The following is a 21,382-nucleotide window of genomic DNA, read 5'->3' on the forward strand; positions in this document are numbered from 1 at the left end:
GAGGAGAATAAAAGATGACTAACACAAAACCTTGGAAAATTTATGCAATTCATCATTCCCATACCGATATCGGCTACACAGAGCGTCAGGAGAAGATCCAACAATATCATGTAGACTTTATCCGGCAGGTGCTTCACATTTTGCGTGAAATTCAATCCGGTCGTCGACCTGAATGGGAGGGGTTTAAGTGGGTATGTGAAACGTTTTGGCCTATCGAAACCTTCCTGAGTCGGGCAACGGAGCAAGAAAAGGAAGAGTTCGTAGCCGGAGTTAAGCGTGGTGATATCGGCTTGTCCGGTACGTACTTGAATATGACGGAATTAATCGGCAAAGATTTGTTCACATCGATGATTGCCCGTGTACGAGATTTTGGATATTCCATTGAAGCTCCAATTACATCAGCGATGACTGCAGACATTAACGGCTTCAGCTGGGGGTATGGTCAGGCATTGTTAGATGCCGGTATTCATAATTTATCTACCTGCATTCATACCCATCACGGAATGTTTCCTTGCTGGAAGAAGCAGCAGCCTTTCTGGTGGGAAATGCCTTCCGGTGATCGCTTGCTGACCTGGAGTGGGGAGCATTATGTATTCGGTAATGATCTGGGGCTTGTACCTGGTATGGGCGGGAAATATACGATCAAAGATGAATTTGATATGAGTCATGGCGCTACATTCGAGATTGCTGAACAGCGTATACTTCGCTACATTGAGCGTTTGCAAGAGGATGGCTATGCCTTTAACTTCTTCCCGGCTATGTTCTCAGGGCTACCAACGGATAACAATCCACCGAATGCGGAGACGATGACCTTCATTCGTCAATGGAATGCGAAGCACGGCGAAAATATTGAGATTCAGATGGCAACTTTAGATGATTTCTTCGATGAAGTTCGTGCTCATGCACAGCAGCATGCGGAAGATATTCCTGTGTATCGTGGAGATTGGCCAGACTGGTGGACGGATGGCGTAGGTTCAACACCGAAGCATGTACAAGTATTCCGTGAAGCACAACGTGTATATCAAAAGGTTAGAAGGCTGGATCCGAACTGTGAAATCGTTACATCGGAGACGATGAAGGAGATGGAATATCAGTTAACGATGTTTGCTGAGCATACATGGGGCTATCATTCATCCATTTCCGAGCCTTGGAATCCGTTCGTTCAGGAATTAGGCTTGCGGAAGGAAGCCTTTGCTGCCAATGCAAGTACGATTGCGCATCGTGCGTTGTATGACATTCTTGAGGCGAAGGGCGATGCATTACTTGCTCCTGGGCGCCCTATGAAGTTTAAAATTCATAATCCATATCATTTCGTACAAGAAGATTATGCGCATCTCATTCTCGAAGGATGGTATCACGATGAGATCAAGGACGGCTTCGAGGTACGTGATATTACGACGAATGAGGTCATTCCATCTCAGCTTCGTCTGGCATCTCGAGGTGTGATCGTAACGATTCCGGTAACATTGCAGCCTAGTGAAGAGAGAGTACTTCAGATCGTCGCCGTGAAACCTGGTATCAGGACCGCTTTTATGAACGATTATTTGGCATCCGATCGCGTGATGGATCTGGATGTTACGCATGATGTGAAGAATTTCCGCATGACATCTTCCTATGTAGAAACTCCGTTTGTACACATCACGTGGAAAAAGGGAGAAGGGATCACCTCGTGGGTAGATAAAACGACAGGACAAGAGCTACTTCGAGCTGATCGTCAGCACGCAGCTTTTACGCCAGTCTATGATGTTACACCTGCAACAAAGGTCGTAGAAATGACCGAGGTGCGTCGATTGATGGGCCGTAATCGGAAGGGACCGGATGCGATCGTTTCAATAGGCGAGTTAATTAGTGCGGAGATCATTACGCAGGGTCCGGTATATGGCATTATTCAATTAACCTACAAGGTGGATGGCTGTGAGCATTATTCCTTGTTCTTAACAGTATACGCGGATCGTCCACGTGTGGATGTGGCCGTACGTATGCATAAAGAGAGCGTATGGAAGCCTGAAAACTTATATGTTTCACTTCCTTTTGGTGGCTCATTATCAACGGATAAGTATGACTTATGGGTGGATAAGATGGATGCGTTGACACGGATGCGGAAGGATCAATTACCAGGCAGCTTAGCAGATTACACAGCGGTTGGAGAAGGAGCTGTATATGTTTCCGAATCGCAAGGCGTTGTGATCGCGATGCCAGACACTCCATTAATTCAGCTAGGTTCGCTAGAACATGGGTATCGATTGCTTAACGGTGATGAGAAGCTAGAGCAGGATCCAGCTCATTTGTACGCTTGGGTGATGAATAACTATTGGGAAACTAATTTCTCTGCGACATTGGGTGGTTTCTATGAATTTAGATATTTCATCACTTGGGGCGAGAACTATAGCAAACCGGATGCTTCCATGGATGCATGCCGTGGAATGAATGCTGGCATTCTAGCTTGGCGCCAACACTAGCTCAACAAAACTGGAGGTATATATCGAATGAAATATAAAAACCCTTCGTTATCTATTGCTGAGCGTGTTGCAGATTTGTTGGCCGAAATGACGCTGGAGGAGAAGCTTGGACAGCTTCTCCAGCCTTTTGGCTGGAAGACATATGTAAAAGGCGACGGAGATGTTCAGCTCACGGATACATTTAAAGACGCAATTGCGAATGGTGGAGTCGGTTCACTATATGGTGTGCTTCGAGCAGATCCATGGACAGAGGTTACACTTGAAACAGGCTTGTCCCTGCGTGAAGGGGCCGAGGTTACTAATCTTATTCAGCGATATGCAATGGAGCATACGCGACTGGGCATTCCAATTCTATTTGGTGAGGAATGCTCCCATGGACATATGGCCATAGGGAACACGGTGTTCCCTGTACCACTGACCATAGGAAGTAGCTGGAATACAGAGTTGTTCCGACAGGTTTGTCAAGCTGTAGCGGTAGAGACTCGTGCACAAGGGGGAGCAGCTACCTATTCTCCTGTATTGGACGTGACACGTGATCCGCGATGGGGGCGGACAGAGGAATGCTTTGGTGAAGATCCTTATTTGATTAGTGAAATGGCAATAGCTGCGGTGAAAGGGTTGCAAGGGGATTCGTTAAATACGGATCATACCATTCTTGCAACCTTGAAGCATTTTGTAGCTTATGGTAGTCCAGATGGTGGGCGTAATGCGGATACCGTACGTATGGGCATGCGTGAGCTGATGGAGAAGGATTTACTTCCTTTTCAGCGTGCGGTTGCGGCAGGAGCCAAATCCATTATGACGGCCTATAACGAAATTGATGGGGTACCTTGTACGTCTAGTAAAGAGCTGTTGACGCATATTTTACGTGACAAGTGGGGCTTTGACGGCTTCGTCATCACGGATTGTGGAGCGATGAGCCAGCTCAGACATGGTCATCAAATCTGTGAGACGGAAGAGGAAGCGGCCAGCCTAGCATTGAAAGCGGGCGTAGATATGGAGATGTCCGGTGAGACCTTTGGCCAATATCTACAATCTGCTCTTGATCAGCAATTGATCGCGGTGTCAGATCTAGATCTTGCGGTGGAGCGAATCTTGCGCTTGAAATTTGAATTAGGATTATTCGAACGTCCTTATGTGAATCCAGCGTTGGCAGAGCAGGTTATTGGTCAATCCTCTCATCGAGAATTGGCTCGGCAAGCTGCACGCGAAGGCATTGTGTTACTGAAGAATAAGGAACAGGCATTACCGTTATCTCCATCCCGTGGCAAGATCGCCGTGATTGGACCGAACGCGAACAATATGTATAACCAGTTAGGCGATTATACGTCACCGCAGGAGCGGGAGCAGATTGTTACCGTGTTGGATGCCGTTCGCGCGAAGTGTTCAGGCTTTAGTGAGGTTGTGTATGCACCAGGCTGTCGAGTGAAGGACCCATCTCGGGAAGGATTCGAAGCGGCGATCGCAGCTGCGGCTTCAGCAGAGACAATTATTGCTGTTGTAGGCGGATCGAGTGCACGTGATTTTGGAGAAGGTACGATTGATTTGAAGACTGGGGCTGCGGTCATTACCGATACGTTTATGCTAAGTGATATGGATTGTGGAGAAGGCTTTGATCGTGCCCAACTGAATTTATGTGGAGTACAGCTCGAGCTGTTGCAGGAGCTTCACAGTTTAGGCAAGAAGCTGATTGTTGTGTATATCAATGGTCGCCCAATTGTTGAGCCATGGATTGATGAGCATGCTGATGCGATTGTGGAGGCATGGTACCCAGGGCAAGAGGGCGGTCATGCGATTGCGGATATCCTGTTTGGTGACTACAACCCATCAGGAAGATTAACGCTATCCATTCCGAAGCATCTGGGACAATTACCTGTGTACTATAATAAGAAGCGTTCGCGTGGGCATCGATATTTAGAGACGGACTTCCATCCGCAGTATGTATTTGGGTATGGGCTTAGCTACACGAGCTTTCACTATGACAATATACAATTGAATCAACCAAGTATTTCTGTTGATGGTACGTGTACGGTTTCAGTGGATGTGATGAATACGGGTGATATGGCTGGACACGAGGTCGTGCAATTGTACATCAAGGACTGTGTTAGTTCGATATCACGCCCGGATAAGGAGCTGAAGGGCTTCTGTAAAATTTATTTGGAGCCTGGGGAGAAGCGTACCGTTCACTTTACTATTTCATCACAGGAGCTGCAATTTGTCTCAGCAGATTTAACGTGGATCGTCGAGCCGGGTCGATTTGAACTTTATACGGGCTCGAATGTAGAGCAAACATTGTCCATCGATTTACAGGTTGTACAATGAGTGCGATGAAGCGGACGAACGATCAGGGGGATTATTAATGATTAGAATACAACGGTTCATTCGAGAGTTATCTGAACGACAGTGGCTCGAATCGATCCCCATTAAAGACTGGGACGTGCAATCAACAGAATATATTTTACCGGGTAAATATTCGGAGGAACGCGCTTTTGTAGGAAGCGAAGCCTTTGATTTATTCCCAAGCAAACAAGGTACAACGTATATGCTGCGTACGACGTTATCCATTCCGAACGAATGGCCTGAGGATGCAGTAGGGTTATATTTTACCTCTGGATCAGGTGGGGAAGGGCTGCTTCGTATTAACGGACAGTCCTTTCAAGGGTTGGATCGAAATCACCCATTTGTAAAATTACCTGATCGGGTTGGCAAACAAATCGAAGTGGAGATTGAACTGTTTGATGCTGTACCGGAGCCTGTGGATCCCTTAAATCAGCAAGCAACCATTCATGCACCCATTCGCAAGATTCATAGCACGCTAGTCTATGTGAACACAACAGTGCAGTCGTTGATGTATTCTGTGAGCGTCATTATGAATGCTGCGGAATTGCTACCAGCGTCAGATTTTCGTCGTACTCGCGTGATGGAAGCTCTATATACAGCTATGGATGCATTTACTTTGCTATCACAAGAGAAGATTGCAGGCGGTGCCGCAGCTTCAATTGAACACCACCTTGTCGAACAAATAAGACAGATCGGTGGCAATAGCGAAGGTGTCATCCATATGGTAGGACAATCTCATATTGATATTGCATGGCTGTGGCCATGTCGTGAGACAGTGCGTAAGACGAGTCGGACGTTCTCAACTGTAAATGCTTTAATGGATGAATTTCCTGAATATCGGTATGCACAGAGTCAGCCGTTGCTCTTCGAGTATTTGAAGTTGAATGATCCAGTGTTATATGAGCGTGTAAAAGAACGAATTCGTGAAGGCCGCTGGGAGCTTGTCGGTGGCATGTGGGTGGAGCCGGATCTCAATATACCAAGTGGTGAATCATTGATGCGGCAAATGCTCTACGGTCAACGATTTTATCAGCAGGAATTTGGAAAGCGATCCTTTATAGAATGGTTACCGGATACCTTTGGCTACTGTGCATCATTACCGCAAATTTTGAAGCATGGTGGCATGCGTTACTTCATGACGACAAAGCTGAATTGGAATGATACGAACCCATTTCCGTATGACTTGTTTTATTGGGTAGGCATTGATGGAACGCCAATGCTATCGTATTGCAACCATGGGGTAAACGAGGATACGCAGCCGAAGGATGTTCATGAACATTGGCAATCTTATAAAGAGAAAGCTAAGTATCCGGAACAAATGTTATTGTATGGGCATGGGGATGGCGGTGGTGGTGTCACGCGTGAGATGCTCGAATATATTCATCGCTCGGATCTCATGATCGGTCAGCCCTCATCTCAATTTAGTAGCGCGGAGGCATTCTTCACGGGTATTTCCGAAGCAAATCCAAATTTACCGAGCTGGTACGGTGACCTGTATCTTGAATTACATCGAGGTACGTATACGACACATGGGCGTAACAAACGTAATAATCGGAAGGCTGAGGTTCTGTATCGTGAAGCAGAGTTATGGTCTACGTTGGTGCGATCATCGCTGAGCTCAGAACAAGCAACGACGTTACAGCATGATTTACATGAGGGATGGAAGTTGATTTTATTAAATCAGTTCCATGATATTATTCCGGGTTCTGCCATTACAGAAACGTATGAGACATCGATGAAAGAGTATGTGGAAGTATTCGAGCGTGGGACAGCAAGCTTACAGACCGGGATGGCAGCCATTGCAGCAAATATTCAGATCCAAGGGACGATGGGAGGAACACCGTTCCTTGTATTGAATAGTTTGGGCTGGAGCCGTGATTGTGTATTAGAGCTGACTACCCAGGATCTTATCGATCAAGGTGTTACGAATATTGAATGGCATCGCTTATCGATCGTGACTACGGATGGAGAATCATTGGATTATGAAGTTAGTACCTATGGAACGACCAAGATCCTTCGAATTCGTGTACCGAATGTTCCGGCAATGGGCTACAATACGATTCTAGTACGTGAAAATGAAGTAACTGTAGTGCCAGAATCGCCGAAAGTATTACCAGCGCTGCTTGATGTGTGGGAGACAGCCTACTATTGTATACGCTTCAATGAACAAGGAGAAATAATAAGCTTATACGATAAACAAGCGAATCGTGAGATTGTGAAGGCGGGTGAACGGGCGAATCAGTTCCATTTCTTCCATGATCGTCCGACGCTATGGGATGCGTGGGACATTGATCCGCGCTATGAGCAACAGTCTGCTGGAGAGGCATTTCTGTTAGAGAAGAAGCTAATTAGCTCAGGAGCTGTTGCTGATGTTATAGGCTTCCGTTGGCGTATAGGACAATCCACGATTGAGCAGGAGATGGTTCTATATCATCATCATGCTCGCATTGAGTTTAGAACAAAGGTGGATTGGCAGGAAGCTCATAAGCTGCTGAAGGTGGGCTTCCCACTCGATGTTGTAACAAGTCGAGCCACTTATGAAATACCGTTCGGTGCTTTAGAGCGGAATACACATCGCAATACAAGCTGGGATCAAGCGCAATATGAAGTATGTGGTCATCGCTTCGCTGATGTGTCTGAGCATAGCTATGGTGTCAGTGTGCTGAATGATTGTAAGTATGGTTATGATACCCAAGGAAGTACGATTCGTCTTTCCTTGCTACGTGCGCCAAGATGGCCGGATATATCGGCAGATCAGGGATATCATGAGTTCACCTATGCACTGTATCCACATGCCGGTGATTGGCGCCAAGGACACACACTTCGAGCAGCAGCAGAGCTGAATCATCCACCTGCTTATATTGCAGCATCCACCGTAGATGCTACAGAGCTACAGAGTACGAATGTATGGGATCGATGTTGTTCATTGCTTCCTTTTACAAGTGAGCATGTTGTCTTGGAGACGGTCAAATGGGCTGAGGATGACGATGGCATCATTCTTCGTATGTACGAATCCGCTGGAGGTCGTGAGACGATCGATCTTAAGTGGCCGTATCCACATCAAGCGGTGTATGTATCGAATGCCTTGGAAGAAGAAGTCCTGTTAATGGACAGCTGGCAGCTGACCTTTACGCCTTATGAAATAAAAACGATCAAAATTAAGATTGGATAGACGTCAAAATTGGACGAATCCTGCATCTGAACGACATGGGAAGACGACTACGGTTCGTTCTCTTCCTATGTCCATTTCGGTATGATTTTGACGCTAGGCATCCATCAATCTATGCTCGGAGGTTGAATTAGCATGATCATAGCAACATCAGTACTAAACAATTCGACAGCATGGAAAAGACCTAGAATAATTACGAAGCCTACCTATACTTCGGGCACGAAAGATCCGGTGATATGTCTCAATACATGTCTTGAGAATCAATGGTATTTCAGTATGAATACACTCTCAATGGACCATATTGAGGCACAAAATCTCGATTCTTATGATTGGCATGAAATCATTGTTCCTGGTGAAGTCGTAATGCAAGGCTTTAATATCGAGAATGACACTCCTTACTACTACAAAACTTCTTTTGTGATTCCAGAAGATTACGATGGAAAGCATGTAATATTAAGGTTCCATGGTATATATTCCAAAGCTAAAGTATGGATAAACGGTTTGTATAACCGTGATCATCAGGGTGGATTTACGACATGGGATTGTGATATTACGGATCAGATCCGCGCTGGGCAAGCTACTACTATCGTCGTTGAATTCATCGATGACATATGGGACCCTTCAATTGGTAGCAAATACGCTCATCATAATATTGGTGGGATTCTAAGATCGATAGAGCTTATTGCAGTACCTAAGACGCATCTTACTAGATTTCATTATGACATTGAATTTGACACCGCTTACAATAATGCGTTTTTGCAGGTATCACTAGGTGCCGCACTCCATCAAGCTAAAGTTGTTTATGTTCAACTTGAGCTAACAGACCAACAACAAGCCCTCGTACCACTTGAAGAGCATTCTATCGTTTTTGAGCCTGAGCAACAACACCTCGATATATCGTTCAACATTCAACAACCAAAGAAATGGAATGCTGAGCAGCCCTATCTATACACCCTACAAGCCAAGTTATTTGACGATGAGCTTCAATTGATCGAGCAAGCTGAAGTACAGGTTGGATTCAGACAAATCAGCTTCGCAGGAAAGAACGGGACGGATCCGAAAGAAGTCTACATTAATGGAGAACGAATTAAATTAAGGGGCACATGCCGCCATAGTATCCATCCAAAGCTCGGTAGAACAACAACACCAGAAATGGATATACAGGATGTCATATTGCTACGAGAGCAAAATGTTAACTACGTACGAACCTCTCACTATCCACCGTCGGAGGAGTTTCTTGCGGCATGCGATGCGCTTGGCATGTATGTAGAGGAAGAAACAGCCGTTAACTTTCAGTATGCAAATGGACCTGGACCATGGCGGGATGACGAACCATGGTATATGAATCAATTAGCAGAAATGATAGAACGTGATCGTTCTCATCCTAGCGTCATAATATGGTCCTTAGCTAATGAGAGTGGCTGGCGCGCTAATGAGGAAGGGGATAAATTCAGAAGACAGCTGCAGTACGTTCAGCAAGAGGAGACGACTCGGCCAACTAAATTCAGTTATCCGTTCTTAGTTGAGGATGGCAGTACAACCGATATTTACAGCGCACATTATATTGATTATACAAATGATATGGATTACCACTTAGTTACTTATGGGGTGTCTGAGAAAGATATCGTAATTAACTATTCTTCTCCTGTTATTCATGATGAATATGCACATATCGCTTGCTATAACATCGAGGAACTTGAACGAGACAATAACGTACGCAACTTCTGGGGAGAGAGTGTATATAAGATATGGGAGAAGATTGTCAATACGCATGGTGCGCTTGGTGGTGCATTGTGGGCTAATATTGATGATATATTCTTCCTGCCTGATGGTGTCCCCGAACGACATCAACAGCATTCAATTGGTACTGCCGTAGGATACGGAGAATGGGGGAATATGAGTGATGTCTGGCGCAGACATAAGCCTGAGTATTGGATGACTAAGAAAGCCTACTCCCCAATTCGGATTAAGGAAGGCACCGTTGGGAATCCAGGATATGCCCCACTCATCATCTCAATTAGTAACTGGTTCAATCACACTAACCTGAATGAAGTGAACATTGGCTACAGCATTCACGTGGATGGGCAAATTATTGCCCAACCGTCTTTCTATGGACCTGATATTAAGCCATACTCAAGTGGGCAACTCGAACTCCCAGCACGAGATTGGAGCGATCGAGAGCGCATACATTTACAGTTCCAAACATCGGATGGCATTGTCGTAGATGAATATCTGCTCCCAATTGCAACAAGACAGTTCATATTCTGTGATGCCGAGTATGAAGCATTAAAGGTCGAAGAAACGGATGAGCAATATATCATTCGTAACAACATGGTTTCTTTCACATATTGCAAAGAATCAGCGATGCTCACTCAAGCAACTTTCCAAAACCGAGTCATACTTACAGGTGGACCGCATTTGAATTTGACCGGTGTCGATCTTGGTCATTGGATTCCAGGTTCCATTCATGTAGAAACTTGCGAGAATGACCAGCAGATTGTAGTCACAACTACTGGTCAATACACACTAGGCATAAAAGTTTTATTTGTTCAGAAGCTGTTCGCAAGTGGTAAAGTTGAAATTCGCTATACGCTGGACAATGTTGAACGTGAGCTTGAAATGCAAGAACTTGGCGTTGCATTTGATATGCCTGAGCACATCGATTATGTGGAATGGCAAAAATCAGGACGATTCAGTGTTTATCCTGAGCATCATATAGGGAGACTTACCGGCCGTGCCAACCGGGTTCGTGAAGCTAGTGATGAACAACCAGACATTTACGGAGAGCAACCTGCGTGGGAATGGAAGGACGATATGCGCAACTATTACTTGGAACTTAAAGACGATTCTACTAAAGGATTAGTTACTAATGATTTCCAAACGATGCGAGAGTATATTCACTTCTATGCTGTTGGTCTAGCAGATACGGACGCCACTCTACGCGTAGAATCAAACGGAAACGAGGCTGCTCGAATAGCTTATATGTATCAACCGCCTACACTAGTTAGCGATGCGGATACCGATTCATTAACCTATAAGGGCGAATGGCAGCACCTACAAGATTCAAAAGGTATCAAAGGTACGGTGTGGCATTCGAATACTCCGGGATCTACCATTGAATTCTCATTTTACGGTACAGGCGTTCAGTTCATGTATAAGAAACATAAAACCGGTGGAACGATGCATGTTCACGTAGATGATCAGCCCAAGCACATCATTGGTACACATAGTGATATTGGTATGCCACTGTACCAACAACGATTTACTTGCAGAGAACTTCCACTTGCTCACCATAAGATTACCATTGAAGTCCCCGTCGATTACGAGGGAGCGGAAGTTGTCATCGAGGCATTCGAAATTCTGAATGATACCATTCCTGCAAAAATCAAAGCACAGCTTATTATCAATCAAGGCTGGTACTACCCAGCGTTAGGCTGGGGGAATTATTGCGGAGAACCGATCCGTATTGAATCAGGTTATTCGCAAATGACTACGATCAGAATGACTAATAATCCTCAAATGATTATAGAGTACGGTAAATAGCGTATGGAGGTGTGAAAGGTCGGCTACTCAAATAATGGGTAGCCGACCTTCTGTCTTTTATGAGAATAATTGATCAATACCTTTGAACGTATTCTCTATAACATGCTCAGATGTATAAATAGATAGATAGATGATGTGGTAGTAGTCCCTGTTCGAGCGCAGGTCCAAATACATCAAAACTTTTCGCGATTTGTCCGCCAAGCACGAGTCGCTGTGCTCCAAAGCCCACGATATAGGGATCAAGCATCTCAGCTAGACACGAACCAAATTCTTCGAATACTTGTTGATAGGCGAGGTTTCCCTGTCTTGCCAGATCAGCGAGCTCCTTCACATCCATGCCTTCTATCCAAAATCCACGTTCCTGTGCGGCATGTAGAATACCAGGACGGGAGAACACTTCATCGATCATTGTATGGCGATAAGGCTTATCATAGAGCTCTCCATTACCAGGAACTCCCTCACCCTCAATTCGGATTTTTCCTTGATCAATGAAAGCAGAGCCCAGCCCTGTGCCGAGTGTTAAAGAGATAAAACGTTCTTGTGGAAATAAGGTACTGATCCCTAGCGCGAAAAGCTTAGTATCATTCTCGAAACGAATAGGTGCATGAACGAGTGCTGCTGCCCATGGCTGATCATTATTTGCTTCCAACAAGCTACGAATAATCTTCTTGAGATTCATACCGTAAAGCGATTCAAACTTGCATAAACCTTGGATATAGGAGATTCCTTGCTCATAATCAAATGGCCCGGGAAATGCAATTCCGATATGCCACACTGCAGCAGATAAATCGTTCGATAATGTTGTTCCAAACATATATTGGTATTGCATGATCGTCATGAATTGCTGGAGCGTAGTGCTGGCATCCTCACTTGCAAGCGAAGGGACTTGGAATTGAGAAGCTTGAATGGAGCAGCCATTCATGACGAGACTGGACTTGATAAAGGTCCCGCCAACGTCGAGTGCGATAACGAATTTAGTCTTCAAGGAAGCTCACATCCCAAGATTTGGATACCACAGTTTTTATGAGCGTACAAGGCTGGCTACCTAAATTCTCAACTAGATAGGCACCGAATGCAGCAGGCAGGATATAGGACTCCGCATACCGGAATTCGACTGAGACGGATTCATTGTCGCAGGATATAATTCTCACCTTCTACGAGATTGAACATGACCATTTGGTGATCCGTATGATCTTCCCATTTATCAGTTAAATGTAATCGGTGTACATAGAAAAGTAGATCCTCTCGTTGACCAAGTTCCACCATTTCGTTGCGACCTTGGGATTGTAATAGTACGGGCTTAGCGATTAAATTCTCCTGCACCCACGCTGTTTTCTTATAGAAATCAATATTCGGAAAGGCGTGATCAATATTAATCGGACGAGGTTTACCATCCATTCCTTGCGCCAAGAAATCATAGATTTTAAACGTAAACCACCATGTTGTTGATGAAATCTCGAGGACAAGATTATTTTTTCCTGATGCATGCATTGTACCTGTTGGAATGAGGAATAGGTCGCCTTTTTCAGCTTCAAACTCGTTTACATAGTCTTTTAATGGGATAGGAATAGCCGTTTCCTGCGCTGCCTTCACCGCTTGATAGAAATTTTCTTCGGTGCAAGTATCCGTTAATCCCAAATAGACATGGGATGTTCCTTGCTTCTCCATAATGTAATAGGATTCTTGCTGCTCCATAAATTCATTAAATTCACTTCGAATATACGATTGCTTAGGATGGACTTGGCAAGATAAATTGTCACCCTCTATCGTATCCAAGTAGTCGAAGCGAATCGGGAAGTAATCTCCGTATAATTGAACGTTGCGTTCGCCGAGAATGGCAAGATACTCATAGAATAATAGAGTTCTTCGGTGCGATCGCTACATATATAGTAACATGCCTGTTGTTTAACCATTCTTAAAGCTTTCAATAAACTTGGAAGCTAGTGATGATAAGTATTTATCTTTGATCCAGACGGCGGCGACCCGCGTGCGAAGCGACTCACTACTGATTTCTTTATAAATCAAATTACGATTACTCGTTAATTCGAAAGCGGATTTGGGGATAATTCCGATGCCGAGACCAGCATTTGCCCAGAGCAGTGTTGTTCGCGCATCATCATTCATACAGAAAATTAGCGGATCAAAACCATTCTCAAGACAGGTTTCCCGGATAAGCTGCTCAAAACGGCGGTAGATAATGAGCGGCTTATCTTTTAACTCACCGATCTCAACGAAGTTTTCATCTGTTTTCCAGTCATACTCTGGAGTCATTACGGCAATCATAGGCTCAGCTTGTGTGTAAAGACATTCTAAATTTGTAGCATTAAAGGGTGTCCGGACAATGCCAATCTCTACAATGCCCTTGTTCAAAAGGTCGATGATTCTGAAGGTATTCCCTTCATGGATTTCAAATTTAACGCCTTGATACGTTTTGTGAAACTCACATAGTCGATCTTGGAGCAGGGTCGCTCCTGAGGAAGAGACAGTGCCAATGGCAAGAGTTCCTTTTAAGCCTTTGACAAAATCATTGAGCTCCCGGGCAGTGGAATCAGCCAGCTCCAGAATTTGTTGAGCCCGGTCACGCAAAATGGCTCCTGCTTCGGTAAGTTGTACACTGCGCGGACCTCGATCTACAAGCTTGACGCCTAGTTCTTCCTCAAGCAGCTTAAGCTGCTGACTGAGCGGAGGCTGAGCCATTTGCAGCTTTCTGGCTGCAGAAGTAATCTGCCCTTCCTCAGCGATAGCCATAAAATATTTAAGCTGTCTAATATCCATAAAAAGAATCCTCCGAACTTGAGATATGTTAATCGTATGGGAGCGATACGAATCAAATATTATTAATATGTGAGTAGATATGCCATAATCATAACTGTTATTATACATATTTCAAGTGCTTAAATACTTCTTATGTTGGGTGTGGATGACGTTGTTTAAAATTGCAGTCTATTTAAAACCGTACAAAAAAGAAGCCATCATCGGTCCAATCTTCAAGCTGATGGAAGCGATTCTGGAGCTGATTTTGCCTACCATTGTCGCGTTAATCATCAATAACGGGGTAGGAAATCATGACAGTGCTTATGTATACCGTATGGGTGGCCTGATGGTGCTGATGTCTCTGCTTGGCTTCGGTTGCTCCATGGTGTGCCAATACTATGCAGCACGAGCATCTCAGGGATTCGGCACGACGCTTCGTAATAAAATGTTCAAACATATTACATCTTTATCGTACGCTGAGCTGGATACGTTCGGTACGCCTACGCTGATTAACAGAATTACCAATGACGTAAACCAGCTGCAGATTGCAGTGGCTATGCTGATTCGCCTGGTTATTCGTGCGCCGTTTATCTGCATCGGGGCTATCATAATGTCCATGATTTTGGATTTTAGATTATCGCTGATTTTAATAGCGGCAACGCCGATTTTTGGCATTATATTATATTTTATTATCACTCGAAGTGCACCTTTGTATCGAAAATACCAGCAGAAGCTGGATGCCCTTGCGCTCGTTCTTAGTGAGAATTTGTCGGGGATACGAGTCATTCGTGCTTTTGCGAAGAGACGTACGGAAAAAGAACGTTTTGATGCCTCATCTGAGGATTTAACCACTACAGCGATCCGGGTCTCGCGGATTTCCGCTTTACTTGGACCTATGACGACACTTGTAGTAAACGCGGCGATCATAGCTATTTTATGGGTAGGTGGAATTCACATTGATGGGGGGCGATTGTCTCAAGGTGAGATCATTGCCTTTATCAATTACGTCACTCAAATCTTGCTGGCACTTATAGTGGTCTCCAACTTGGTCATTATTTTTACAAAAGCCTCATCTTCTGCCAATCGTGTGAATGAAGTGCTGAGTGTCAAAGCATCCGTGTCCGAGGACGGGAATGTTGTGATGACTGAACCTGATCATACCGCTCCTGCCATATCATTCGATCATGTATCGTTTGGTTATAATACAACAGGAGAATTGGCATTAGAGGATATTTCGGTAGTCATTAACCGCGGAGAAACTGTGGGGCTGATTGGCAGTACGGGTTCTGGTAAATCTACTTTCGTGAACTTAATTCCACGTTTTTATGATGCAGTGCAAGGTGAAGTTAAAGTGGATGGAGTGAATGTCAGAGATTATAAGCTGCATCAGCTTCGTGAGAAAATAGGGATTGTGCCGCAAAAAGCAGTGTTGTTTACTGGAACAATCGCTGAGAATATTCGTTGGGGTAAGGAAGACGCAAACGAGGAAGAAATCATGCAAGCAGCCTCTGTTGCTCAGGCGGAAGAGTTTATTCGTAAATTGCCAGAAGGATTGAATACTCAGGTATCACGTGGCGGACTTAATTTATCCGGGGGGCAAAAGCAGCGCTTGACCATAGCTCGTGCAGTGGTAGGTAAGCCGTCGATTCTAATTCTGGATGACTCCTCCAGTGCGCTAGATTTCGCTACTGATGCGGCTCTACGTAAAGCGCTCAAAGAGAGCAGCCAGCAAATGACCGTACTCGTTGTCTCGCAGAGGGTGAGCACTGTAAGGCAAGCGGATAAAATTATGGTATTTGAGGAAGGGCGGATCGCCGGTATCGGAACCCATGAGGAGCTGATGCGTGGTTGTGAAGTGTACAAAGAAATCTGCCTGTCCCAGCTATCGAGTGAGGAGTCGGGCCAATGAACAAAAACAACATTTGGAAAAGACTAATTGTATATACAGGACATTATAGAAAAATAGCTATTGGGGCAGTTATATGCGCGTTACTCAGTGTGATCGCCAGTCTAATCGGACCACTACTTATCGGTAAAGCCATTGATTTTATGATCGGACCGGGAGAGGTGGATTTTGACGCCGTACTTAGACTGCTTTTGATTCTGGCAGCGGTATATATTGTCGGCAGCTTTTTTGGATGGCTCCTTACCTATCTGACGAATCGAATCGCCTACCGGACTGTATATGACTTACGGCGGGAGCTTTTTGATAAATTAAATGTTTTGCCTTTAAAATTTCACGACAACCACCCGCAAGGAGACAGTATCAGCCGGTTTGTTAACGATATGGATGCTGTCTCTGATGGACTGCTGCAAGGTTTCTCCACACTGCTTACAGGGATCATCACCATTGTAGGGGCAATTGTGCTTATGTTGTACATCAGTCCTCTGATGACCTTAGTAGTTCTTCTGTCAGCACCCGCCACCTTTTTTGTGGCCAGATTTATTACGATGCGATCTCAAAAGATGTTTAAAGAGCAGGCGAAGATTCTCGGTGGTCTCAATGGCTATGTGGAGGAAATGATCGGTGGGCAAAAAGTAGTCACCGCTTATCATTATGAAGAACGTGCAATGTCTCAGTTTGAAGAACAAAACGAGACATTATATCAGACCGGTGTGAAGTCACAATTTTATGGCTCCTTATCCAATCCGACAACGCGGCTAGTAAATAACGTTACGTTCTCAGTTATAGCTATGATCGGTAGTGTTATGGTAATTCGGGGTCATTTCACGGTAGGGGATCTGTCCAGTTTCTTGATCTTCTCCAACTTGTTCGCTAAGCCGTTTAATGAAATAACAGGTGTGATTACACAGCTTCAATCGGCAACTGCCTCTGCGCAGCGGATCTTCGCCATTCTCGATCTAACACCAGAACCCGCTGATTCTAAGGGCGCCAAAATCATGAGTACAAGTCAAGGAACCATTACCTTCGAAAAAGTATCCTTTGCTTATAATCCAGAACGTCCCTTGATTAACGATTTCAGTCTAGAAGTGAAGCCCGGTACCCGAGTTGCGATTGTAGGTCAGACTGGAGCAGGGAAGACGACGCTAGTAAACCTGCTCATGCGTTTCTACGATGTGGACCGTGGGTCCATCAAGATTGATGGTGTGGATATTAAGACCATTACGCGTGACAGTCTGCGACGTAATTTTGGGATGGTGTTGCAGGATACTTGGCTCTTTGGGGGCACGATCAGAGATAATATTGCTTACGGAAAACCTGGGGCTACAGAGGAGGAAGTCATCGCTGCTGCTAAAGCTGCTAATGCTCATAGCTTCATTAAACGTCTGCCTGAAGGGTATGATACGAAGATCAGTGGCTCAGGGGATAATCTCTCCCAAGGACAGAAGCAGCTGCTTACCATTGCACGAGTAATGCTTGTAGATCCGCCTATGCTCATCTTAGACGAGGCTACAAGCAGTATTGATACATTAACTGAGGTACGGATTCAAAAAGCTTTTCTGACTATGATCGCTGGTCGGACCAGCTTTGTGATTGCCCACCGATTGTCAACGATTCGGGAGTCGGATCTCATTCTTTTCATGAAGGATGGAGACATTGTGGAGAGTGGTACGCATGATCAACTCCTAGCCAGCGGTGGATATTACGCCAGATTATATAACAGTCAGTTCGCCTCAGCGTAGACTTTGTGAATAAAAAGAAGTATTCGACCCTATTTTGGGTGAGGATGCTTCTTTTTTGTCAGTAGCATGGCATTTACTGTCCCGTAAATGAAACCTCAGATGGTTCCCTTCGTATCCTTAAATATGCAAATATTAGGGAGGGAATTCATTACAATGTCAATGTTTAAACGAATGCTCGCGAGTGCCGGAATTGGAGCGGCAAAAGTAGATCTCATGCTCCATCAAGATTTCGTGAACGCAGGTGATACGATCAGTGGTTCCGTTCGAATTCAAGGTGGCCGAGTGGATCAGGAGGTCGATGACGTCTACGCATTCGTTAAGACGCGTTACTTGAAAGAGCTGAACGATAAGAAGATGGAAGTGGAAGCGACGGTATCCAAATTCCTGTTAGCAAGTAAATTTAAAGTAGTGGCGGAGCAGGTCTATGAATTTCCTGTCTCATTCCAGCTTCCGGCGATAACGCCAGTGACGTTAGGTAGATCGCCGGTTTGGATTCAAACCGGACTTGATATTAAAGAGGCAATTGATCCGAAGGATCAGGATTATCTTCAAGTAGGCCCTCATCCATATTGTGCTATTATTTTGGATGCGATGAATCAGCTCGGGTTCCAAATTCGTGAAGTGACTTGTGAATATGCACCGCGTTACGGCAGGATCAATGGGTTAGATTTTGTTCAAGAATTTGAATTCGTTCCCCCCTCACAGTTCCGGAATCAACTAGACGAATTAGAAATCGTTTTCTTTCCAAATGAGGATGGAATTGAGTTGCTCCTACAGATTGATCGCAAGGCACGTGGTTTAGCTGGTTTGTTCGCCGATGCGCTTGATACAGATGAGAGCTTTGTGAAAATACGCTTTGATCACAATCAACTTGCTTACGGAGTTGACTATGTAGCTGATCAACTGCTCGCAACGATCCATAAATACGTATAAACAGGATTATAAAAGAGAGGGGAGAGCCCCTCTCTTTTTTCGTTTTTATAAAGAAAAATTTATTTATATGAAGGAATGAACTAAATGGACAGGATAAACGTACTATAGTAAAACTATCCTAACAATGTATGAAACGGTAGGCATTGATTGCATGATGAAAGTTACTAATACGAATACGAACGGAGAGGGAGTGCCAAGATGTTGACAATAAAGCATTTTACCAAGAGCTATAAGGGCGGTAAGAAGGCAGTGAATGACTTGAACTTAGTGGTCGAGAAAGGCGATATTTATGGCTTTATCGGTCATAACGGCGCGGGGAAAACAACGACGATTCGGGCAGTAGTAGGTGTTCTTGATTTTGAAGAGGGGGAGATCGAAATAGGTGGATATTCCATCAAAAAAGATCCTTTAGCCTGCAAAGCGATCACTGCGTATATTCCAGATAATCCAGATCTATACGATCATCTGACCGGCATTCAATACTTGAATTTTATTGGTGATCTTTTTAGTGTATCGAAAGCAGATCGGGAGTTGTTGATTAAGAAATATGGCGATGAATTTGAGATTACATCTCATTTGGGGGATTTAATCTCCTCGTATTCTCATGGTATGAAGCAGAAGCTCGCGATCATCTCAGCACTGATACATAAACCGAAGCTGTTAGTGCTGGATGAGCCCTTTGTGGGACTTGATCCAAAAGCGGCACACACGCTTAAAAAAATCATGACGGAGATTTGCAGTCAGGGCAGTGCGATCTTTTTTTCAACGCATGTACTGGATGTAGCGGAGAAGCTCTGTAATAAGATTGCCATTATCAAAGCGGGAGAATTGATTACGCATGGGAAAACAGAAGAGGTGAAGGGTGACAGCAGCCTTGAAGATGTATTTTTGGAGTTGATTAAGCATGATTAATATCTGGAGATTGACGAAGATTCAGCTGATCTCTTCCTTTGGGTTAAATAAAGCTTTGCACACACGTGATGTGAAAGAAAGACAAAAAATGCTGTGGCTGACCATCGGGATCCTAATTGGAATTGTTATGATGGCTGTGGTTTCATTTGGTTATAGCTATATGATAGCAGAGACCCTTGAACAGATTGGCCGGCCAGAGCTGCTGCTTGCGATAATGATGGCAGTTACTTGCTTAATCGGATTTTTTACAACGATCTATAAGGCTAGTGGTGTATTATTTGGCTCCAAAGACTACGATCTCGTAATGTCGCTGCCAATCAAAACGAGTCATATTGTAGCAAGTCGGGTGGCTCAGCTTTATGTGTTAAACCTATTCTTCTCTTTGATGGTGATGGTACCTGCAGGCATAGTTTATGCTATAAAGGTGAATCCCGGCGTACTATATTATTTGTATTTTTTGATGACACTGTTATTTATCCCATTAGTGCCGATCATAGCTGCAACGATTATTGGTGCTCTGATCAGCTGGGTTTCCTCAAGATTTAAAGGAAGTCGTATAATAACGCTCATCCTAACTTTTGTTGTAATTATTGCTATAATTGTTGGTTCAGGTCAAATAAATGGTAACAATCCACAATTACTTGCGGATATGAGCGCTCAAATTGCTGATCAAATATACAACTTGTATCCTTTGACGCTTATGTATGTAAATGCGGTTTGCTCGTTTCAGTTTGATTCCTTAGTATTGTTTATTGGGTTTTCGCTGATTTCTTTTATGCTGTTTACCATCGTGCTTGGTAGCAAATATAAAGCGATCCACACAGGTCTAACGACTTCTTTTTCAAAAAATAAATATCAAATGAAATCACTTGCAGTATCCTCACCGCTTTATACATTGTATAAAAAAGAGCTGCGTCGCTATTTTAGTTCTTCTATCTATGTACTTAACACGAGTATAGGCATGGTAATGTTACTTGTATTGGCGATCACCTTACTGTTCGTTAGTGCAGAGCAACTAGGACAACTCGTTGAGATACCAGAGCTTTCAAATTATCTGAATCGACTGGCTCCACTGTTTGTTTCCGTTTTTGTAACTTTAAGCTGTACGACATCCAGTTCTATATCGCTCGAAGGTAATAATATTTGGATCTTAAAAAGCGCACCTGTGCCGACATTAACGATATTGCTAAGTAAAATTGCAGTGAATCTTACGATTACCGTGCCGATTGCGGTTGTAAGTAGTGTGCTCCTTATGATATCCCTAGGTACGGGATGGGTGGAAAGTTTGCTATTATTGGTTATTCCGGTCCTTTATGCTTGTCTTACTGCAATGACTGGTGTACTCGTTAATTTGAAGTTACCTAAACTGGAGTGGACAAATGAAGTATCGGTAGTCAAACAAAGCGCATCCGTCTTAGTGGCGATGTTGATAGGGTTTATAAGTTTACTGATTCCTTTTGGTATGAGTCTGCTGCTATCTGATCTGAATGGCAATCTCGTATTGTTAGGGATTGGATTACTAATAATAGTGGTTTGTGGTGCGATGTATCGATATATTCAATCCAAAGGGGAGCTTTTATTTCGGGCTCTTTAAATCATAGGGGGATCCTAAAAGTCGTAACGGCTA

12 protein-coding genes are annotated in these 21,382 nt (G+C 44.1%); 9 read left to right on the forward strand and 3 right to left on the reverse strand.

Annotated elements, in window-relative coordinates:
• Positions 1-14 precede the first annotated feature (14 nt).
• The 4 genes from MKX35_RS15595 (at position 15) to MKX35_RS15610 (ending at position 11,511) form a co-directional block, all read left to right on the forward strand.
• Positions 15-2,459: a glycoside hydrolase family 38 N-terminal domain-containing protein gene (locus MKX35_RS15595; RefSeq protein WP_076300578.1), complete on the forward strand. Its 2,445-nt coding sequence runs from the start codon at positions 15-17 to the stop codon at positions 2,457-2,459.
• A 27-nt stretch (positions 2,460-2,486) separates the two neighbouring features.
• Positions 2,487-4,781, forward strand: coding sequence for a glycoside hydrolase family 3 N-terminal domain-containing protein (locus MKX35_RS15600; RefSeq protein WP_076300579.1), 2,295 nt, complete (start codon positions 2,487-2,489; stop codon positions 4,779-4,781).
• A 37-nt stretch (positions 4,782-4,818) separates the two neighbouring features.
• Positions 4,819-7,971: an alpha-mannosidase gene (locus MKX35_RS15605; RefSeq protein ID WP_076300580.1), complete on the forward strand. Its 3,153-nt coding sequence runs from the start codon at positions 4,819-4,821 to the stop codon at positions 7,969-7,971.
• A 132-nt stretch (positions 7,972-8,103) separates the two neighbouring features.
• On the forward strand, positions 8,104-11,511 hold the full coding sequence (locus MKX35_RS15610; protein ID WP_076300581.1) for a glycoside hydrolase family 2 protein: 3,408 nt from the start codon (positions 8,104-8,106) through the stop codon (positions 11,509-11,511).
• Positions 11,512-11,617: 106 nt separating this feature from the next.
• Here MKX35_RS15610 and MKX35_RS15615 read toward each other — a convergent pair whose 3' ends face one another.
• The 3 genes from MKX35_RS15615 to MKX35_RS15625 form a co-directional block, all read right to left on the reverse strand.
• Positions 11,618-12,496, reverse strand: a complete 879-nt coding sequence (locus MKX35_RS15615) for an ROK family protein (protein WP_076300582.1) — start codon at positions 12,494-12,496, stop codon at positions 11,618-11,620.
• Between the two features lie 140 nt (positions 12,497-12,636).
• The gene (locus MKX35_RS15620; protein WP_076300583.1) at positions 12,637-13,287 is read right to left on the reverse strand and encodes a class I mannose-6-phosphate isomerase; all 651 of its coding nucleotides are present in this window, start codon (positions 13,285-13,287) and stop codon (positions 12,637-12,639) included.
• 129 nt (positions 13,288-13,416) lie between these two features.
• Complete coding sequence (locus tag MKX35_RS15625; protein ID WP_076286242.1) at positions 13,417-14,286, reverse strand: LysR family transcriptional regulator; 870 nt, start codon at positions 14,284-14,286, stop codon at positions 13,417-13,419.
• 151 nt (positions 14,287-14,437) lie between these two features.
• On the opposite strand from MKX35_RS15625, the gene MKX35_RS15630 reads away from it, so the two are divergent.
• From MKX35_RS15630 to MKX35_RS15650, 5 genes are all read left to right on the forward strand, one after another.
• The gene (locus tag MKX35_RS15630; RefSeq protein WP_076300584.1) at positions 14,438-16,174 is read left to right on the forward strand and encodes an ABC transporter ATP-binding protein; all 1,737 of its coding nucleotides are present in this window, start codon (positions 14,438-14,440) and stop codon (positions 16,172-16,174) included.
• Positions 16,171-17,910, forward strand: a complete 1,740-nt coding sequence (locus tag MKX35_RS15635; RefSeq protein ID WP_076300585.1) for an ABC transporter ATP-binding protein — start codon at positions 16,171-16,173, stop codon at positions 17,908-17,910. Before MKX35_RS15630 ends, MKX35_RS15635 begins: the two co-directional genes overlap by 4 nt.
• 153 nt (positions 17,911-18,063) lie before the next feature.
• Entirely contained in the window at positions 18,064-18,843 is a 780-nt protein-coding gene (locus MKX35_RS15640) for a sporulation protein (protein ID WP_076286239.1), read from the forward strand.
• A gap of 198 nt (positions 18,844-19,041) precedes the next feature.
• Positions 19,042-19,755, forward strand: a complete 714-nt coding sequence (locus MKX35_RS15645) for an ABC transporter ATP-binding protein (protein ID WP_076300586.1) — start codon at positions 19,042-19,044, stop codon at positions 19,753-19,755.
• Complete coding sequence (locus MKX35_RS15650) at positions 19,748-21,349, forward strand: hypothetical protein (RefSeq protein ID WP_076300587.1); 1,602 nt, start codon at positions 19,748-19,750, stop codon at positions 21,347-21,349. The genes MKX35_RS15645 and MKX35_RS15650 overlap by 8 nt, the downstream gene beginning before the upstream one ends.
• Positions 21,350-21,382 lie beyond the last annotated feature (33 nt).

The organism is Paenibacillus sp. FSL R5-0923, assembly GCF_038009145.1.
Lineage (GTDB): Bacteria > Bacillota > Bacilli > Paenibacillales > Paenibacillaceae > Paenibacillus_AQ.

What these genes read in the sequence shown, in the direction of transcription:
- MKX35_RS15595 (WP_076300578.1), top strand. Translation starts at nt 15, where the DNA reads ATGACTAACACAAAACCTTGGAAAATTTATGCAATTCATCATTCCCAT.
- MKX35_RS15600 (WP_076300579.1), top strand. Translation starts at nt 2,487, where the DNA reads ATGAAATATAAAAACCCTTCGTTATCTATTGCTGAGCGTGTTGCAGAT.
- MKX35_RS15605 (WP_076300580.1), top strand. Translation starts at nt 4,819, where the DNA reads ATGATTAGAATACAACGGTTCATTCGAGAGTTATCTGAACGACAGTGG.
- MKX35_RS15610 (WP_076300581.1), top strand. Translation starts at nt 8,104, where the DNA reads ATGATCATAGCAACATCAGTACTAAACAATTCGACAGCATGGAAAAGA.
- MKX35_RS15625 (WP_076286242.1), bottom strand. Translation starts at nt 14,286, where the DNA reads ATGGATATTAGACAGCTTAAATATTTTATGGCTATCGCTGAGGAAGGG.
- MKX35_RS15635 (WP_076300585.1), top strand. Translation starts at nt 16,171, where the DNA reads ATGAACAAAAACAACATTTGGAAAAGACTAATTGTATATACAGGACAT.
- MKX35_RS15640 (WP_076286239.1), top strand. Translation starts at nt 18,064, where the DNA reads ATGTCAATGTTTAAACGAATGCTCGCGAGTGCCGGAATTGGAGCGGCA.
- MKX35_RS15645 (WP_076300586.1), top strand. Translation starts at nt 19,042, where the DNA reads ATGTTGACAATAAAGCATTTTACCAAGAGCTATAAGGGCGGTAAGAAG.
- MKX35_RS15650 (WP_076300587.1), top strand. Translation starts at nt 19,748, where the DNA reads ATGATTAATATCTGGAGATTGACGAAGATTCAGCTGATCTCTTCCTTT.